The 18,190-nt window shown below is 61.6% G+C and carries 13 protein-coding genes and 1 pseudogene; 7 read left to right on the top strand and 7 right to left on the bottom strand.

The window, feature by feature from the left end; translation table 11 throughout:
• Positions 1 to 52 precede the first annotated feature (52 nt).
• From FXV83_RS21660 to eruA, 3 genes are all read left to right on the top strand, one after another.
• Positions 53 to 1,108, top strand: coding sequence for a hypothetical protein (locus FXV83_RS21660; protein WP_148741417.1), 1,056 nt, complete (start codon positions 53 to 55; stop codon positions 1,106 to 1,108).
• Complete coding sequence (locus FXV83_RS21665) at positions 1,095 to 1,346, top strand: hypothetical protein (RefSeq protein ID WP_148741418.1); 252 nt, start codon at positions 1,095 to 1,097, stop codon at positions 1,344 to 1,346. The genes FXV83_RS21660 and FXV83_RS21665 overlap by 14 nt, the downstream gene beginning before the upstream one ends.
• 246 nt (positions 1,347 to 1,592) lie before the next feature.
• Positions 1,593 to 5,606, top strand: a complete 4,014-nt coding sequence (gene eruA, locus FXV83_RS21670) for an NACHT domain-containing antiphage protein EruA (protein WP_148741419.1) — start codon at positions 1,593 to 1,595, stop codon at positions 5,604 to 5,606.
• A gap of 233 nt (positions 5,607 to 5,839) precedes the next feature.
• On the opposite strand, the gene FXV83_RS21675 is transcribed toward eruA, so the two are convergent.
• The 7 genes and pseudogenes from FXV83_RS21675 to FXV83_RS45455 form a co-directional block, all read right to left on the bottom strand.
• Entirely contained in the window at positions 5,840 to 9,148 is a 3,309-nt protein-coding gene (locus FXV83_RS21675) for a UvrD-helicase domain-containing protein (protein ID WP_148741420.1), read from the bottom strand.
• Positions 9,145 to 10,134, bottom strand: coding sequence for a RecB family exonuclease (locus FXV83_RS42890; RefSeq protein WP_187436059.1), 990 nt, complete (start codon positions 10,132 to 10,134; stop codon positions 9,145 to 9,147). Before FXV83_RS42890 ends, FXV83_RS21675 begins: the two co-directional genes overlap by 4 nt.
• 409 nt (positions 10,135 to 10,543) lie before the next feature.
• The gene (locus FXV83_RS42895) at positions 10,544 to 11,779 is read right to left on the bottom strand and encodes a PD-(D/E)XK nuclease family protein (protein ID WP_187436060.1); all 1,236 of its coding nucleotides are present in this window, start codon (positions 11,777 to 11,779) and stop codon (positions 10,544 to 10,546) included.
• 67 nt (positions 11,780 to 11,846) lie between these two features.
• On the bottom strand, positions 11,847 to 12,923 hold the full coding sequence (locus FXV83_RS21685; protein ID WP_148741421.1) for a nucleotidyl transferase AbiEii/AbiGii toxin family protein: 1,077 nt from the start codon (positions 12,921 to 12,923) through the stop codon (positions 11,847 to 11,849).
• The gene (locus FXV83_RS21690) at positions 12,920 to 13,729 is read right to left on the bottom strand and encodes a DUF6088 family protein (RefSeq protein ID WP_148741422.1); all 810 of its coding nucleotides are present in this window, start codon (positions 13,727 to 13,729) and stop codon (positions 12,920 to 12,922) included. The genes FXV83_RS21685 and FXV83_RS21690 overlap by 4 nt, the downstream gene beginning before the upstream one ends.
• Before the next feature lie 129 nt (positions 13,730 to 13,858).
• Complete coding sequence (locus FXV83_RS21695) at positions 13,859 to 14,524, bottom strand: hypothetical protein (RefSeq protein ID WP_235940001.1); 666 nt, start codon at positions 14,522 to 14,524, stop codon at positions 13,859 to 13,861.
• A gap of 80 nt (positions 14,525 to 14,604) precedes the next feature.
• Positions 14,605 to 14,850 (bottom strand): annotated as a pseudogene (locus FXV83_RS45455) (hypothetical protein); the annotation flags it as partial.
• Between the two features lie 188 nt (positions 14,851 to 15,038).
• Here FXV83_RS45455 and FXV83_RS21705 point away from each other — a divergent pair.
• The 4 genes from FXV83_RS21705 to FXV83_RS21720 are packed head-to-tail and all read left to right on the top strand — an operon-like array spanning position 15,039 to position 18,182.
• On the top strand, positions 15,039 to 16,097 hold the full coding sequence (locus FXV83_RS21705; protein WP_235940008.1) for a radical SAM protein: 1,059 nt from the start codon (positions 15,039 to 15,041) through the stop codon (positions 16,095 to 16,097).
• Entirely contained in the window at positions 16,088 to 16,678 is a 591-nt protein-coding gene (locus FXV83_RS21710; protein WP_235940010.1) for a 3'-5' exonuclease, read from the top strand. The genes FXV83_RS21705 and FXV83_RS21710 overlap by 10 nt, the downstream gene beginning before the upstream one ends.
• 11 nt (positions 16,679 to 16,689) lie before the next feature.
• On the top strand, positions 16,690 to 17,271 hold the full coding sequence (locus FXV83_RS21715; protein ID WP_235940012.1) for an AAA family ATPase: 582 nt from the start codon (positions 16,690 to 16,692) through the stop codon (positions 17,269 to 17,271).
• Positions 17,268 to 18,182, top strand: coding sequence for an aldo/keto reductase (locus FXV83_RS21720; RefSeq protein WP_148741426.1), 915 nt, complete (start codon positions 17,268 to 17,270; stop codon positions 18,180 to 18,182). The genes FXV83_RS21715 and FXV83_RS21720 overlap by 4 nt, the downstream gene beginning before the upstream one ends.
• Positions 18,183 to 18,190 lie beyond the last annotated feature (8 nt).

An 18,190-nucleotide genomic window follows, 5' to 3' on the forward strand; every position in this document is an offset into this window, starting at 1 on the left:
GCGATGAATCATATAGTTTGGCTCCAGGGACGTAACTTTGTGGATGTAGGCAATGAGCGTCGATGACTACATGAAACGCATGCTGGCCGATAACGCCGCCATGCAGCGGGCGGCGAGAGTTGCAAATCCGCTAGGGCAGCATCGGAGCATTCTCGATGCGATCAGCATGCAGGACCGGTTTTCGGAAATCGACCGCATAAGCCGCAAGATTGCCGGGTTGGGAGCCATTGACCAGAAGCTGCTGGATGCAGCCAAAGGCATTAACATCATAGACACCGCACGGCCTACAGGAGCGCTTAATCTCGACATCGCCGGAATAGGCGCTCTCGCTGCCGGCGCCGCCGACCATCTCAAGCTGCTCGCGAGCCCGCTTGACGATCTGCGCAATTTTGGCGCGGTGGGCAACCTTGCATCCATGCGCGGCGATATTCTGGCTATGAAAGGCGCCTATGCCGGGTATACCGACCGTTTCCGCTTGCCCGCTCATGACGAGATGGACCGGCTCGCCAAAGCCGCGCTCGGAGCGGGATCCGTCGCTTCTCACCTTGCGGATGCCGCAACGGCGAGCAACGGCTTCACGGCGGCCGTGCAGTCGATGCATACGCCGTGGCTCTTGCACGATAATATTGCGCAATCCGCCCGGGCCTTCGCAGAAATCCAGGCGATTGGGCATGGCTTGAGAAACTTCGCGCCGTTCGACGCGGCGCTATCGGATACGCTGCGCCTCTCGCTTGGCGATTGGCGAAACATACCCTCGTTTCCACCCGCTATCTTTGACAATGCAGTCGCGCGTTCGGAGTTCTATGTCGCGCGCGGCTTCAATCCGGATCTAACCGAATTCACCGCTGAGGCGTTCGACGAAACCACCACCATCGCCGGACTTGATGCGCAGGAATATTCCGAACCCGCCGGCGATGAAGAAACAGGTCTTGTTCGCACCAATCGTGCCCACGACCGATTGCTGCGCTTTGAACGACGGGCGTTCATTGACCGCTTGATGACGGCCGAATTCGGCGTGGCCTGGACCAAGCACCAAACACCACCCGGCATGCTTGATAGTAGGAAGAACGCGAAACAGGCGGCAAAGGAGCGGGGTGGCGCAGATTGAGCCGCTGATCGCCTATGCGGATTTCACCGATTACATCAAAATCATCGAACGCAGCGACAACTGGAAGCGAGTTTTCGCGGCCGCATTCAATCGCCGCGAAAGCGTACAAGAATCATTCTTCCGTTTGTTCCCAATCCGGATTTCGGTCGCGCACGCACGCATCATCACGCTGGACGACGAAATGTACTTGAAGGTCGAGATGCATCGCCTCAGCAAGGCCATTGAGGAAAAGTACTAACGATCAATCCCCGCCGCTTGCAGTGAGCACGTCTCTGGAAAGTCGGCCTGGCAGCAGACCCAATAGATGCGCTCCTCGGCGGACTCCGCTCAAGGCGTCTCCGGCGATCGGATCGATGGCCGTTTCGCTCGGCGAGTGCCATGGGTTCGCTCTCCGTTGGCGGAGGCGGATGGTCCATGGCTGTTGGCAGGTTTTTGGTTTAGTTGGCACGTGACGAGGTGACGGTATGCCCTGTAACATACCGCCATGACTCGCACGGTTCGCCAGATCAACACCAAGCCAGGCCGCTCACAGGATAAAGGACCACGCCCCTTTTCAGACTTCGGGGATACGCCATGTCTCGTGCTGCTCGGCGACCCCGGCGCAGGCAAGACACATGTTTTCACCCACGCAGCCAAGGCGGACGGTGCGAGATTCATCAAAGCACGGGCCTTTCTCAGCCTGCCCGCGTCCACGCTTGCGGGTCAGCCCCTCTTCATTGACGGCCTTGATGAGCAACGCGCCGGCCGCTTCGACCGGGGCATTATCGATGCCCTGGTGGCCAAGCTCTTTGAGGTGAACCCGCCCAAGCTACGGGTATCGTGCCGGGTCGCGGATTGGTTGGGCGACAGCGACCTTGCGGGACTGCAGCCATTTTTCGATCAGCACGGGGAAACCGCTGTGCTGCTGCTGCAAAATCTCGACCGAACCGAACAGCTCGCGGTGCTTGCCGCAATGGAGGCACAACCTTCCCTCTCGGAAGCGTTTCTGGATGAAGCGGCACGGCGTGGGCTCGATGACTTTTTCGAGAACCCACAGAACCTGCGCATGCTATGGCGGGCGGTTCAGGCCGGCGACTGGCCGGAAACGCGCAGTAGGCTGTTTGATACCTCGGCAAGTTTGCTGCTTCAGGAGTTTGACGATGAACGGGCCCGCGCGGGCAGCGGCGCATTCGCCGCCGCGGAACTCAGGCCGGCCGCGGGCGCGCTTTGCGCCGCGCGGCTCATCAGCGACATTACGGCCATCAGCCTGAAGGCGCAGGAAGGCACGCCGGATATTCCGGGTTATCGCTCGCTTAAGTTTATACCAAAAGAAAAGGTGCTGGCGGTGTTAGGGCGGCGCATCTTCGATGCCGGGCCCGAGGCGGAGACCGTCGATTACTCACATCGCACGATGGCAGAGTATCTTGCAGCGGAATTTTTGGCAGCGCGGGTCCGCGCCGGTCTGCCCTTTGGTCGCGTCCAGGCCCTGATTGGTGCCGATGGGCACCCCGCGGCCGAGCTGCGTGGCCTGCATGCTTGGCTTACGGTGCATCTGCCAGAGCGTGCGGAAGAACTCATAGAAGCCGACCCTTATGGAGTGCTGAGCTATGGCGATGCGGCGGCGTTATCACCATACGCCTGCGCCAACCTCGTGCGGGCCCTCGACCGCTTATCAGCGCAAAATCCGTGGTTTCGGTCGGGTGGCTGGGAGGCGCGAGCCATCGGCGGACTGTCGCGTCCGGATATGACGCAAGAATTCCGGGCGATCCTCAACAATCCGGCTTCCGGTTTTGGCGTTCGCTCAGTCGTGGTCGACGCATTAATGCTGGGTGGCCTTGTCCCGGAAATGGTGCCGGACCTTGCAGCGGTCCTTGTGCGCGAGGCCTCGCCCTTCGCAGAGCGCGCGCACGCGCTAGCGGCGTTGCTCCGCTATGGCGCAGATGGCGCGACGGCTGTCCGACAGGCGTTCGGCAACCTTGGGACGACCACCGACGGACTACGGCTGCGTTCGGAAGTCATCCGCGCGCTCTATGGCCGGCCTTATGGCGCGGCGGAGGTGGTGGCGTTGCTCAATGATACGGCCCGCGGCGGGGACAAGGGCGGCGCCGGGCTATTCTGGCAGCTCGCTGACCTCATTCCCACCGACGACCTTCCCGCAATACTCGATGGCGTAGTGCCGCTCGATGACAGGAAACGCGGGGATCGACACGCATGGGAAGTAGGCTCGTTCTACGCGCGCCTTCTCGTTCGGGCATGGCGGGGGCTTCCGGTCCTTGACCCTGAGCGGACCATCGCATGGCTGCGCAAGCGAGCCGCGTTCAAGGGAGGCACGAACGAAACCCGGGCCCGGGATTTGCGCGCTGCAATGCGCGAAGCGCCAGAAAAGCTCTTGCCTCTTGCGCGGCACTTCCTCCGCAACCTCCCAGTGGACAAAGACCAGTGGCTTCCTTGGCAGCGCTTTCGCGAAACACTGCTTCATGAACTTAGCGCGGTTGCCTGGCTTGCCCTTTTGCAGGAAGAGCTGCTGACGAGCTCGATTGGCAGCGAGCGGCGCGGCTTCCCTTATCATCTCTCATTCAGTCTCTGTTACCAGGCCGACGAGCCTTATGCGAGCGAAGCCTTCGCAGCGCTTTATGCGCTTGCAGACGTCGACACAACCCTGGCTAGCCTTCGCGCGCAGGCCACCGTCTCGCTGTTGCCGTCCAATTATTTTGCGGGCCGCACGTCCGAACCTGACGTAGATGTCGATGAGAGCCGCGACCAGCAGTGCCAGCAATTCGACCGGGAGGTTGAACAAATTCGCACCGGTCTTCACGTCGGCTGGATGCTGCATCTGATGCGGTTCTACTTCGCATTTTATGATGAAGCGGACCGGGCAGCAGCGCCGCGCGCGCGGCTTGTGGCCTGGATAGGGGACGAGCGCCTCGAAGCCGCGCTCGAAGGCTTCAAAGCCACGTTATCTCGGGATGATGTGCCGACCACCACGGCTGTCTTGGCTTCGGCCGCCAAGCGGATGCACAGCGATTGGTGGTATGTTTTGTCCGCGGGATTAAGCGAGCGGTTAGCTGCCGGGCAAGATTTTTCAGGCCTCAGCGATGATTTTCTCGCCGGGATGCTCATTTTCGACGTTGCCAACCCGGTCTCTGAGGAGCGCGACGGGACCGAGCAATGGGTGATGCAGCCCTGGCGCAACGAACTCACCTTGCGCCGCCCTAAATTTGTGCAAGATGCTTACGTCAAACTCGCTAAGCTTCACCTCGGGAAAGGCGGGCAACACGCCGAAGCTTTACACGAACTGCTCGGCGATGAAGCGTTTGCGGCTTATCGCAGGGACACCGTGCTCGATCTTCTAGGCTCGCATCCTAACGCCTACACATTCGACCTCGCTAAGATGCTGCGCTCGGCGCACAAGCTTCCGGCGGCACATGATGCGCTACTTGCCCTCTGCCGCACGCAGCTCGCAGGCCACGCGCTTGCCGGGCCACAACGGGACCTGTGGTTGGTCGCAGCATTTGCGCTCGCGCCTAAAGAATTCGAAAGCGAGGTCAAACAGCGGGCGATGTCGCATCCATCGTTCGTATTCGATCTCCGCGACCAGGGTACGTCCCTTGACCAAGAGGCGTCCGCGCCAGCGCCCGTGCGTTCCCTGCAGGAAATGGAATTCTTGGCGACGTTGACCGGCACGCTCTTTCCGGATGCCCCACATCCTTCGGGCGTGTGGGATGGCGACCGAAACGCGTGGGATGCGGCGGGGTGGGTACGCGGGCTTATCAATGCGATTTCCTCGTCGACGGCAGATTTCGCAGGTGAAGCGCTGGAGCGCTTGAAAAATAATGCGGATCTCGCGTCGTATCGGCCCCATATCTTGCACGCCTACGAAAGCCAGAAACAGCGGCGACGGGAGGCCTCTTTCGAGCGTCCCGATTGGCCGCAAACCGTGGCAGCGTTGGACAACGGACCGCCCGCGACCGTAGCGGATCTTCACGCTCTCCTGGTTGCGCAGCTTCGAGACGCGCGGCATCGCATTCAGCGGACGAACACAGATATCTTCAAATATTTCTGGAACGTCGATTCATATAATCGGCCTGAAGAGCCGCGTCCGGAGGAAGCCTGCCGGGACGCGCTTATCGACGTGATACGTCCGACCTTGCAGCCTTTGGGCATCGCCGTTGAACCGGAGGCCCATATGGCAGGCGACAAGCGTGCAGACATGTCGGTCGTCATTCCCGGCGGCAAGGTGATGTGCGAATGGAAGCGGGACTACCATTCCAAAGTCTGGACAGCGATTGAAGGCCAGCTCGAGCGTTTCTACGCGCATGATCCGGACGCCAAGGGTTTCGGTGTGTTCGGCGTGTTCTGGTTCGGCGACAAGAGACCCCGGATGATTCCAGCGCCTCCGAACGAAATGCAGCGGCCGCAATCAGCCGCCGAGATGGAGCGAATGCTCATCGAGCTGACCCCAACCGCCATGCGCTATCGCCTGGCGGTCATCGTCATCGACGTGTCTGGCGACTTCTGAGCCAACGGCGAGCTGCACTGTCTCCTGGAACGATGGCCTTGAAGACATTGGAGCTCTGCAAAGTAGCGTCCGCTCTTACGTCGCGAAAGCGCGTGGGCAATTGAGGCCCTCCGACAAGACAGGGCTTCGCGGGATACCCATGACGTGGTATGGCGTCGTCGTCCGGTGGTGTCGGTCGGATGAGTCCCTTACATCGATCTCGTCGCGCCAGCGTCCGAGACTGCCCGAACGCCTTATCGTTCAATCCAGTCCAGTTCCCCGAGTGTCAGGTAGACGACAGCACCGCGCAGTGCGCCGACCGCTTCCAGATACTGCAGCAGCTGGCCGGCATAGGTCTGCCGGTCGGCGGCAGTCGGCGCCACGTCGCTCTTCCAGTCAAAGGCGACAACGGCCCGGCCGACTGCGACGGCAACGGCGTCTGCGCGACCAGCCATCAGGATGCCGCCGGCGTCGCGGGAGCTGTAGAGCGCCATCTCCGGTACTAGCGTGGCACGGTGTTCGGCGACGCCCGGCAGATTTAGGGCTCGCAAGACGGTCATGGCCATCTCCGCGGGAGCGGGCAGCGCTCCCGCTTCTGGCGGGCCCAGTTGCGCGAGGAGGACGTCGGCTCGGGCTTCCAGAACAGCTGCCGCCTCCTCGATCTCTCCCGTCAATACCTCTTCGATCAGCTTGTGCAGCACCGCGCCCCGGATTGCGCTGCCCATGACCGTCACGAGACCCGCGGGGTCAGCGTCAGCGGCCTCGTCGATCCGTGCAATCTCGACTAGGCGATCGGCGTCGCCGTCGCTTGGCCGAACCCACCGGATCGGCCGGGACGCATCCGCGATCGCGGCTTGCTCAGCGGCAAATACCTCTTCGCTCTGATGGTTTTCTTCTGCCGCGACCCGCGCCAGAGGACGCCGAGAGAAGCGCGCGGCATCCCATTCCGGGATATCATCCTGCCCCAGATCGAGAAGGTGCGCCCAGCTATTGGCGCGCGGCACTGACAATGTCGGCAGGATCAGCATTTCGATCGCCCGCGTGCAGGCGACGTACAGAAGCCGCTCGTGCTCCTCTGCGCTGTCTTGGTCGTCGATGCTGATGGCATCCGCGATCGCTGGCGGAACGACATCGCCCAGCACCCAGTGCAGCGTGTCGTCGTGACGGCGGTGGATAAACGGCTCGCGCCGTCTGAGTTCAGATCCCATGTTGATCGGAATGACGATCGGCCATTCGAGGCCCTTGGCACTGTGGACCGTGATGATTTCGATTGCTTCGCGGTCCGCATCCAGCCGCGCTTCGTCGTAGGGCTCGGGTCCAAGAGGACCGCCCTCCCAGTCGGCGTCAATGTCCTGCGCCAATTGCTTGAGGCCGCGCACGCCATAGCGGCGTGCGCGCTCCATCAGAAGGTCGAGATTGGCCAGAGCCCGTGCTGCCTGGTCGCTGCCCCGCGCGGCAAGCGTGGCCCGCACGCGCAGCCGATCGATCGCCTCGCTCAGCAGCAGAAACGGCGTCGTTCGCCGCACACGCCGCCGCAAATCTCGGAGTACGATCAGCGTCTCCCGCGCAAGCGGATGGTTGATCTGCTCTGGCAGTGTCTGCAACGTCAACCTCTGCGCCGACGGGTCATCTTTTGTCCCGTCCGGCGCGAGAGCCCGCGTGATATCGATCAATTCGTGATTGGTGAGACCGACGAGCGGCCCGCGCAACAGAGCGCCGAGTGCCAGCGTATCACCTGGGTCCGCGAGCGCGCGGATCAGCGCGACGAAATCCTGCGCTTCCTGGCGGCGGAAGAGGTTGCGGCCGGCCTGCGAGACGAGCGGCAGGCCACGCTCCTCGAGCGCCCGTTCGTAACGCCAAAGCTCGGTGCCGACCGGCGCGAGCAAGGCGATGTCGCCGGGCACGATCAAGGAGGTTTCTCCGCCGGATCGTCGCACGCGGACATTTCCGATGAGCTGAGCGCAGATGTCGGCAACGGTGCGCGCATCCTCGTCGCGTATGAACGCCGCACGGCTTTTCTCGCCGATACGGATCGTGGCTTTCATGACGCAAGGCAGACCGTGCTCTGCTGGACCAAGCGAGGACACGAGGGGGACATAACCCGGGGCCTGTCTGCCCAATGGATCGCGGAAACAGCGATTGACGTGGTCTAGGATCTCGCCACGTGATCGGAAGCTCGTCGTGATCCGCAAGATATTGCCCGGAAACTGGCGCTCGACGGCATTGCGCGCCTCCATATAGGTTGCGACATCAGCGCCTCGAAATCTGTAGATCGCCTGCTTCGGATCGCCGACCACAAACAGGTTGCCCGGAATCAGTCCCCGCTCCTGCCAGGCTAGAGCCGCGCCGGGAGCGCTGGCGGTCAGAAACAGAATCTCGGCCTGCACCGGATCGGTGTCCTGGAATTCGTCGACGAGGATCCGCGTGTAGCGGTTTGACGCCGCCTGCCGCACGGTTTCGTGACCGCGCAAAAGCGCGCGCGTGGCGAGCAGCAGATCGTCAAAGTCAAGGACGGCAGCGTTGCGCTTGAACGCCTCGAAGTCTTGAAGCAGCTCATCGAGCGCTCCGGAGAAGGTCGCGACCAGCGCTGTTGCGATGCCGCCGAGAAGAACACGAAACTCCGCCGCGCACCGGCCATAGCGAGACGCGGCCTCCTCTGCGAGGCGCGCGCCTTCGTCCTTGCCGGCAACGTACTTCCAGGCCCCCAAGCGCCGATACGGGCGCAGGTCGTTAGAGCGCCAGGCCATTGCATTGACGCGAGGCGGATGGGCAAGCTCCCAGAGCCGCTCGAATGACGGAGTAGGATCGAAGGCGCCCGCGAAGAAGGCAGCGAGCCTCTCGAGATCGGCAAGGTCTTCGAGCGCCCGGTCAGGAGCCCGTGTGCCGTCGATCCAGCGGCGAAATTCCCGCACGCTCTCGACAAATTCCAGATCGGCGTGTTCGGCGAGATCGCGGGGCAGGGGCTTTGCGGTACGAAAGTCGCGCCGGAATTTGCCGAGCTTTTTCAGGGTATCGACCGCTTCCCTCGGATCTCGGCGCGCCATAACAACGACCGGATCGGTCGGATCGGCGTTCTCTCCGAGACGGCGCCGCAGCCAACGCTCGAATACGGTCGTGAAGGCGAACTCGGTCTGGACCGCATCGAGAACCTCGGCGCCAGGATCGACGCCCGCCTCAATCGCGTAGCTGCGGAGCAGCTTGTGGCAGAAGCCATGGATGGTGGTTGCCGTCAGTTCGTCCAGTCGCGCCCGCGCCGCTATGAGCGCGGCTCTCTGTGGCGCGGTCAGGGTTTTATCTACGGCGAGCGTCAGGTCATCGGGGACGTTTCCATTCAGCAGCTCGTTCACGAACCGCTCCACGCGCACGCGCAATTCTCCGGCCGCGAGCTCGGTGAACGTGATGGCGGCGATGTTGCGTGGCGCGACACCGCTGACGAGGAGCATGGTCACACGGCCGGCTAGCAGCGAGGTCTTGCCGGTGCCTGCCGCAGCCTCGACAAGCAAGGTTTGATCAAGGACAGTGAGGGCGCGCCGCCGGTCGGCGCTGTCGGCGAGCGCGTTCATGGCAACTCCCAAAATCGGGCCAGATCGCCGGCGGCGGCGATGAACGCAGCCTGCTTTCTGCGGAAGTAGGCAGGCGATGCAGGAAGCGCGAGCCGAAAATCGTTGAGACGGTCGTCGGCGGCCGGCCCCGGAACAGCATGGCCTCGTGTCAAGGCACCGCAGGCCGCGTTAACGAAGGCAGCGGTTTGCGCAATTGCGTCATCGAGATCCGGCAGCAAGAAGATCGCGGGTTCGTCTTTCAGATAGATGAGCCGGGTTCGGATCGCTGGCGTGTCCGGCAGAAGTTGGCGGCATGCCAACGCGTACAGGACACGTTGCAATTCGGCGCCGCCGGCGATGACTCTCTCAGCGGCATTCTCCGGCCGCTCGCCAGTCTTATAATCGGTGACACGCACAGCGACGCCACCGGCGCGCAGGTCGACGCGATCGATTTTTCCGCGAATGGCGACCGCAGTACCGGGCACATCGACGCGCAACGCAGGGTCCCACGGCCAATCCGGATTTTTAGGCTCTGGCGGATTGGTGTGCTCACCGAAAGGCACCTCAGTCCAGCTGCGCGTGCCGCTCTCGGTGAATTTCTCGTTCGTCAGGCCAGCCAGCGCCATGGCGGATGCCTGGCGCACGGTGTTGACCCAGAGCACCTCGGGCGGCACCGGCCGTTCCAGCGGCCAGGCTGCAATCACGTGTCGCACCGCCGCCTCCAACGCGCCCTCGAACTCCTCCGCACCGGCCACGGTGAAACCGGGCACCGGCTCGAGCGCGTCAACGGCGCGGCGCAAAAGCTCATGGACCAGCCGGCCGAACTCATCGGGTGGAAGGATCAGTGGACGCTCCCGGTCGTCCGGCGCACGCCATCCGAGGGCGTATTTCCAGACAAAGCCCAGCGGATCGCGCAGCAGCCGCGCCAGAGAAGTCGGCGACTGGATCTCTGCGAGGCTTTCGGCGATGACGGCGTGATCCGCGACCAGGAGCCCGTCATGGGCCATCAAATCCGGTCTGTGCCAGCTCTGCCAGCATCGCAAGGCAGAGCCTGTCGCAAGGTGCTTGGCTATCTCTTGCGGGCGCGCTGTAAGCCGGTCCGATTCGCTCGCCGCTTGGTCTGTGATTCGCGTGCGCGCGAGGGCGAGCGCATTGCCGCCCGGAGCGAGGAGCGGGCTCGGGCCTGCCCGACTGCCCTGCGCGTTGCGACGGCTGCGGGAAAGAACAATGCCCTGTGTCGCGCAAGCGGCAATGATGCCGAATGCCCGCCGGTCCGCTTCAGCGGGCGGATCGGCGTCGAGGGGATCCGGCGGTCCAATATCGTCCGGCAGCAGGGGGTCTTCGCCTGACGAGCGCGGCCATCCGCGCTCCGTCAGTCCAAGCAGACGAACCCAAGGGCGTCGCGACGCAGCTAGCTCACGCTGGCGCCCAGGCCACGGAGTCGCAGGCATCTCGCTCATCCTCGACTCGGATTTTACGCAGCGAAAGCTCAAGAGCGGCCGCTGGAGCGCTTCGCATCGCCCGCTCCCAGAGGCGGTGCGCATGGCCACGCAGGAACGCGTCGGCCGCTTCTTCAGCCGCGATGGTTCCTCGTTCCAGCAAGGTCAGCAGGGGCATCACAATTGGGCGCGGATCGGTATCTAGAAAGGTCAGTTGGTCGAGGGCCCGAACCCATTCCGCGGCCGAGCTCAGCGAGGCACTGCGCGGCAGGCGCAGCCAGTCGCGCGGCAAAGAGTCGAGCGCTGTTCGCTGGCCTGCTGCCAGAGCAAACAGACGCCGCACGCGGGCCTGGCTGAGGCCGTGGAGCAGTACATCCGCGAGCGCTGCGCAACGCTGTCCATCCGGGGTGCCAAGACACGGCCGGCCGTGCAGAAAACTCACCGGCAGTTCGGTTTCTTGCACCAGCGCGACGATGTACTCGTCCCATTCGTCGGTGCTGACGCCACAGACCGCGATGTCCCGGGGCTCGGCTTGTCCCGAGGCAATCAAGGCGCGCGCCCAGCGAAAAGCCTCGAGCACCTCGTGTTGGGGATCGGCGCACGTGACCTGGACGGGCGTCGCCGCCACGGCGGTCGCCGTTCTGACCTCCCCGGCAAACCAGGCCGTATCTGCGCCGGGCGGCGCGGTCCAGACAACCGGCGCCATGGCGCAGAGATCATGGATGATCGGTCGCCAGACCGGCTCGATGAAGTGTACCCCCATGATGGAGACCGGGCCCAACACCGCGGGGGCCCATTGCATTCGCGCGCGCGCCTCGTCACGGAGATCCATCGGCAGGCGCGCGCCGCCGGCTAGAAATTCGCGGACGCGGTTCTCAAGCAGGGCAAGATCGCGGATTCGCGCGTTACCGTCCGGCGCGTGAGCAAGACGGGTGTCCGCGTTCCATGCCGCTCTCAACATTCGCGCGACGGCGCGCGTCATCCCGGGAAGATGCCGAACGGTCTCGATGTCCTCGAAGCCGCCCGCATCAAGGGCGCGGGCAACAACAAATTCAAGCTCCTCGCCTATCACTTGATGCAGGAAGCCGCCTGCCAGCCGCGCCGCCAATTGCGTTGCCGTCATGATCTGCAGACCGTTCTCGCCATCGCGTGCGGCGGCCGCGCGGCGGGTGGCGAATGCCAGCCCGCCCTGGACGATAACGTTCCTCCTCATCACCACTTTCGCCTTGACGGCTCCGCATCCACCTGCGGCTTTGCGCCAACATGATCTTCTGATCGTTTCATCGCGCTGCCCTGCCTTCACCAGCGCGTTTGTTCAGGCGCGCCTCGAGCGCGGTGACGCTCTCGAGCACGGCCTCGAACCTCGGAGGGTCGCCGAAGATCATGCCAGTCATGGCTCTGTAGTCGACACGCAGCTGCTCGATCATCTCGTCATGTGGAGCAAGAGCAAAGGAGCCAGGCGCGGCGCTCGCGAGATCGAAATCTGGACGGTTGAAGAACATCCGTGCGTGCGCGACGCAGTCGGCTCCGAGCTCCGGGTCATCGATTGCGGAGGCTCCGGCCTGCGTCTGAAGGAGCTTATGCAGGTCATAATAGTGGCGGGACACGCGCTGGCCGCCGCCGCGCAGCTCGCCGCGCTTGTCGAACCAACGCCGTAAGCCGTGCAGAATGACAACCTTGTCCCAGAAGGTTCGTTCGGGGTCGACAGTTCGTACGTCTGGAACAGTCAGGTCGAGCGCCGGCAGATCGTCATCAACATAGGGCTTAATCGGCACTTCGCTGTTCGGATCAAGGGCGGATTTGGCGCCCGACTCGATCTTGATCGCGGCGCGGACATAATCCGATTGCGGCGTCGCCGTCGGATACCAGATCAGAAGCGTCTGCTTGTCGGCATCTGTGTCGTCTACTTCCACCCGTGCCGCGCCTGCATCAAGACCGGCGGCCTTTAGCCGATCCTTAAGAATCTGTGTCAGTTGGTTGCGTAGTGGACCGTTGATATAGGCCTGGCAGACCGCTTTGATCGCATCGAGCCGCGCGCGGCGCTTGTTGTTGCTAAGAGCATTGAGCTCTTCGATGGTCGCCGGCTCGCCGATGTCGTCCCGAAAAACCGTCACGTCGATGTCTTCGGAAAAGCGATTGATCAGGCCAAAGCCTTTGGACAACGATGTCCCGCCCTTGAATAGCAGGCGGGGTCCTCCCTCCTTCAGGCCATGGAATAAGGAGTCAAGCGTCCAGCACACCCAGAAATCCTTTTCGATATTTTGGGACACCGTGCCGAGGCGCAGCGCCGTCGTATCGAAGGCGCTCAACATCGTGTCCGTTCCGGCTGCGAGGACCTCATCGAAAGACCGATTCATGTTTTCCTCGCCCTGCCCCGCTTGGCTGATTGCTGCTTTTTGGTTAGGTCCAGGTTGCCCTTTGACCGAACGCCGGCAGCGGGATGATGATCATCATGATCCGAACCAGTATGATCATCATCAGCAGCATAGTCAGCATCGACGTGCCGATCTTGGACATTGATGTCGCCTTCGATCAGCGGCTTGAGGAACGCCCACATCCAGGTCGGAAGCGCGGTCATGCCGGCGTTGATATCGGCTTTAAGCGGCGGCCCTGCCGACGGGTCGTCGAAGAGCTTGGCAAGCTTTCGTTTAACCCGGTCACTCTCGCCTTCACGGGCCAGGAGATCACGCAACCAGTGAAGTGCCTGGATGATGCGCATGGCCGGCCGTCCGGCCCAAAAGAGCTTGCTGGCAGCGGTTGGACGGAAAGTAATGGTGACGTTGCCGAGCTTGATCGGCTGTTTGCGCGCGTCGGTATGGACCACGATTTTCGCTGGCACAGCGTCGGTCAGGCCCAGGTCGTTCGCGGCGGTCATGCCGTCGACGAGCATCCGGTTCTGGTCGCGCCGCCCGACGGCGTCGATGACGGATCGCGGATCGGGCGGGTTGGGCTTCTGGGTCAGCTTGTTGAAACCGAGCTGGTCGTAGAGCCCGCGGTCAATCCGCCTGAGGTTTTCGGCGTTGGTCAGCCGCTGCAACGTCTTGTCGACGGCGTCTCGCGAAGCGAGGTCGACGAAATCGGTCGGCGTCCAGACCTTGCGTGGCGCATCCGCCCGGATGCGCTCCAGGATTGCGGTCTTGAGATCAGGTGAGTCGTCGGTCATGTCCGAAAAATGTATAATTTTTTCGGACATAACACAAAAGTGACATGTCCGAAATATGTATACAAATTTCGGACACCCCTGCGAACTGGCCAAATTATTCCGATTTCAGCCGACCGGACCGCGAGCGAGCTAGGTGTTTCCGGCACTTTCCGCCAGCCAGGCCCGGGCCGTCTCGACCCGCATCCGGTGCAAAGTCATCAGCCGCGCATACAGCTCGGCCGACACTCGGAACGTGCTCAGTCCCGTGCGGTTCGCGAGCTCCAGATAGCCCGAGTAGTTGATCTCGAACCGGCGGCCGCCCTCCAAATCCGCGAGCAGTTCCCGGCAGTACTCCTCCATCGAGGCCGCGCCGGCGGGGTCGCGCTCGATCGCCGCCTGCATCAGGTCCAGATCATATTGCCAGCCGCTTTTAGTGAGTTCGAGCTGCCAAACCGTCAAATATCCCGATTTTTCGTAGGCCCGACGGAGGTGACGATCCTCATTGGGATGGGCCAGCAAATAACCGATGATGTCGTTGAGGCTTTGAATGCTGTTCGACCGCCGGCGGGCGGCTCTAAGAACCGCATTCGTCGCCTCAGACATCGCCGTCAGGGTATTCGCTCTGGTTTTCCAGAAGGCTACCTCCGGATCAGAAGCGGGCAGCTCCACGTCGGGAATCTCGACGAGGTATCCGCTCGTTCGAAGGTCCTCGGGGCTGCAGTAGTCAGGATCCGAAACCAGGCTAATCCCGGCGAAAGCATAGGCCTGGGCGGCGAGCCGCGAACAAAATTGCTTACGGCTTCCGGTACGCCGCATCGTGCGCGCGACGACGGCTTCTTGGAGTATTCGGTGCCGGTGGCAGCTCTAGCGAAATCGGTGACCTGCCGGATGACTTCTGCCCTCAACGGCGTTCGATGTCGCAAGGCGACAACGACGGCGTCGTCTTCCAAGAAGAGGCGTTGCAGATTGCTGGAATGGACGCCATGCGCCGTTGCGTCGATGACCGAGGCGTGCTGGACGTAGACCATCGCGTGCGAGATCTCGCTCTTGGTCATGCGCCGGACGGCTTTGCTCACCTTGTTCGGGCCTGACGTCAGGATGATGTCGCCCGCCTTCAGGAGCTGAGGATTCAGCTTTTTCATTGGCTCAATCAGATGTCTGTGCACCGGCTTTCAGGCCGGAAAAGCTCGGAAAAAAGGCCTTGCGGAGTCACAACCTCTCCGTTAAAAGCCGCTCCCCCGCATTTCCCGATAGTATATTTTGCTGGATTCGTCGAACCATGCCAGTCCTTCGAGCAGCCCCAGCCGACCTTCCCGACTCGCTTCGGAACGTGATCGAATACCGGAAATCCGGCCTCAGCCTCAACCATGTCGTCGGCTGCCCGCTCGACTGCGGCTACTGCGTCCGCCACCTTTTCCAGAACTTCGACATGAAGCAGCCGCATCTGGTCGTCAGCGATCGCGAGGCGGTTGACCTCCTGGTCAACCACTGGGCCTTCCGGCCCGATGCGACACCGATCCAGATCTTCAACCGGGCGACCGATCCCTTCCTGCCAGGCGTGAAGGAACATCTCGTTGCAACGCTGGAGCTGCTTGATGACAGGGGGCTCAAGAATTCCGTGCTCGTCATTACCCGATGGAAGATCGAGCCTGACGACGTGGAACGGTTGGAGCGGCTGAAGAACCTTCGCGTGACCATCCTCGTCACTTGGTCTGGCATCGAGGACGCGCGAGTGGAGCCGGTGGACAGCGCGCATGCAAAAAATTCGCTGCGCGTCCTTCACGACAATGCATCAAGAACCAAAGCCATTCTATACTGGAGGCCGCTGATCGCCGGGCTGAATGACTCGGACAACCATATCGACCGCGCGTTGGTCTTGTCCGAGTATGCCGATGCGACGGTATTCACCGGTCTCTTTCATCGCGAGGAAATCCGCAAGCATCTCCGCGAGGCCGGCGTAACGGACCTCTATCCGGAGATCGCAAGACGCAAGATCTTGCCGGCGGAGATCGAAGGACGCGTGACGAACGCGTTCGCGGGCAAGCCGCTCTTCCGGAAGACGTCGTGCGGCGTGGCCTACGCCCACGGCATCGCCGATTACAACGGCCGTTTCGGAGTGCGCGAGATTTGTGACATCTGTCCGCGGCCGCAGGTCGATCGCTGCACCCGGACTCACTTAAAACCCGACGTTGCGCGGGTGCAAGAACTGGCGGCGCTTGCGCAACTCAAGACAGACCACATATCGATCGACGACCGTCGAATCGAGCTGAGCGGGAGCACTGAGCAGCAGCGCTACTTTATCCAACACACGCTTAATTATCAGGTCCACGATCGATCGCACCCGCACCTTCATGGGCGGCACGGACGGGCTGAAGTCGGATGGGAATAGATACCGAGCGGTTCTGGGTCATCGACGTCGAAGGCAGCGGCGGCTCTCCGCCCGAAATCGTCGAGCTGGCGATGCTGCAGGTCGATCGATTGGTTCTGACCGAAAATAAGCGTCATTGGTTCGTTCGACCAAAGCATGGGATCAAACCGGCCGCCACGCGCATTCATGGGCTGACGGACGACGACGTCGTGGGGTCTCCGGACATCGCGGACATCGCCGACGATATCATAACATTGATCGAGGACACGCCGATCGTCGGTCACAACGTAAAGATCGAGGTTGATATTTTGTCCAGGTCGATCCCCGATTGGAAACCTAGTTCCGCGATCGACACGTTAAAGCTCACGAAGATGCTGAAGCCGGGATTGGCGTCTTACGGGCTCGCTAATCTCGGCACTGAATTCCGACTAGCCGACGAAGCCGCTCATCGTACCGGCGCGAAGCACCATTCGGCGCTTTACGACGCCACACTCACCGCCCTCCTCATGATCCATTTATTGTCGCCGCTGACCACCGACGAACGGCGCAGAGGCATCGTGGAAGCGAACATTCTGGATCCGAAACAGGGATCACTGCTGTGATTTCGCCTCTGGTGAAGATCGCCATTACCGGCACGCATTCGTCCGGAAAGACCACGTTCCTTGAGCGTCTTAAGCAGGAGCTCGAGGGTGAAGGCTTGAGAATTCACAGCATCGGCGATTTCGCGCGCAGGGCAAAAGATCTCGGCTTCCCGATCTTGAAGAAGCACACCTATGAAAGCACGCTCTGGATTATGGCGGAATGCCTGCGTTGCGAAGCCGAGGCTTCGCTTCAGAGTGATCTTATTCTGGTCGACCGACCGGTCATCGATGCGTTGGGATACCTGCAAGCCGCCTTGCAGGTATCCGGTCGAACACTCGACAGCAGACGGTCGAAAGAACTGATGACGATCGCGACGGCGCATACCCCCGATTACGATGTCCTGATCAGAACGGCGCTGGACAGTAATATCGAGGTCGGTGCGGGACGGGATTTGGACGGCGAGTTTCGCATGGCTGCGGCGACGGCGATCGAACGGCTTGTCAGCCAGATCGAGCCAAACGCTCTAATCCTGACCTCTGCCAATGGGAAAGAACTGGTGCAGCGCGTTGTTGAGATCGTTCGATCTCGACTGACGGCTGTTAGGCCTCAATGAACGAGGCATCTTGCAGTCCCAAGCGTGTCGGTTTGGGATGCATGGCGTTGACCGGGATCTACGGCCATATCGCAGGTGATGTTGCCGTCGAGATCATCCGGCAAGCTCTCGATATGGGCGTCACGCATTTCGATACGGCCGAGCTTTACGGTCCCTTCGTCAACGAAGAGCTGCTAGCCGATGCGCTCGGCTCCCATCGCGCCCGAGTCGAAGTCGCCACTAAATTCGGATACCAATTCGAAGCCGGCAAGATCGCAGGATTGGACTCTAGGCCGCAATCTATTCGTTCAGCCGTAGAAGGGTCGCTGCGCCGATTACGCCGTGATTACATTGACGTCCTGTATCAGCATCGACCCGATCCAAACGTTGCGGCCGAAGAGGTCGTTGGCACGATGTCGGATCTCGTGAAAGAAGGGAAAGTGCTTGGCCTTGGCCTGTCTGCTACCGACACAGATACGGTGCAGCGAGCGTCCGCGGTACACCGGATATCTTTCGTTCAAAACGAGTATTCTCTGATCCAGCGTGAGCCGGAAAAAGGGCTCCTCACGTATCTGAACGACCAAAGCATCGAATTTGTCTGCTACTCACCTCTCGGGCGTGGGATACTCGGGCGCATTCCCGATGTGAAAACGAAACGCTCGTCAACCGATTATCGCGCGAAGGACCCTCGCTTCGAATCGGGACGCCTGGCTGAAATAAGCCGGGCTCTCGATCCGCTCTGGGACCTAGCGGCCGCTCATTCGGTCGCACCAGCTGCGGTCGCCCTTGCATGGCTGCTGGCGAAGTCTCCTACCATTCGGGTCATTCCGGGCGCCACATCAATAGAGCAATTGAAAACGAACGTCGGCGGAGCCAAAATTGTTCTCTCCTCAGAAGAGATGACCGCTCTCGACAAGCTCAACAAAACCTAACGACATTC

It is taken from the genome of Bradyrhizobium hipponense (genome assembly GCF_008123965.1).
Lineage (GTDB): Bacteria > Pseudomonadota > Alphaproteobacteria > Rhizobiales > Xanthobacteraceae > Bradyrhizobium > Bradyrhizobium hipponense.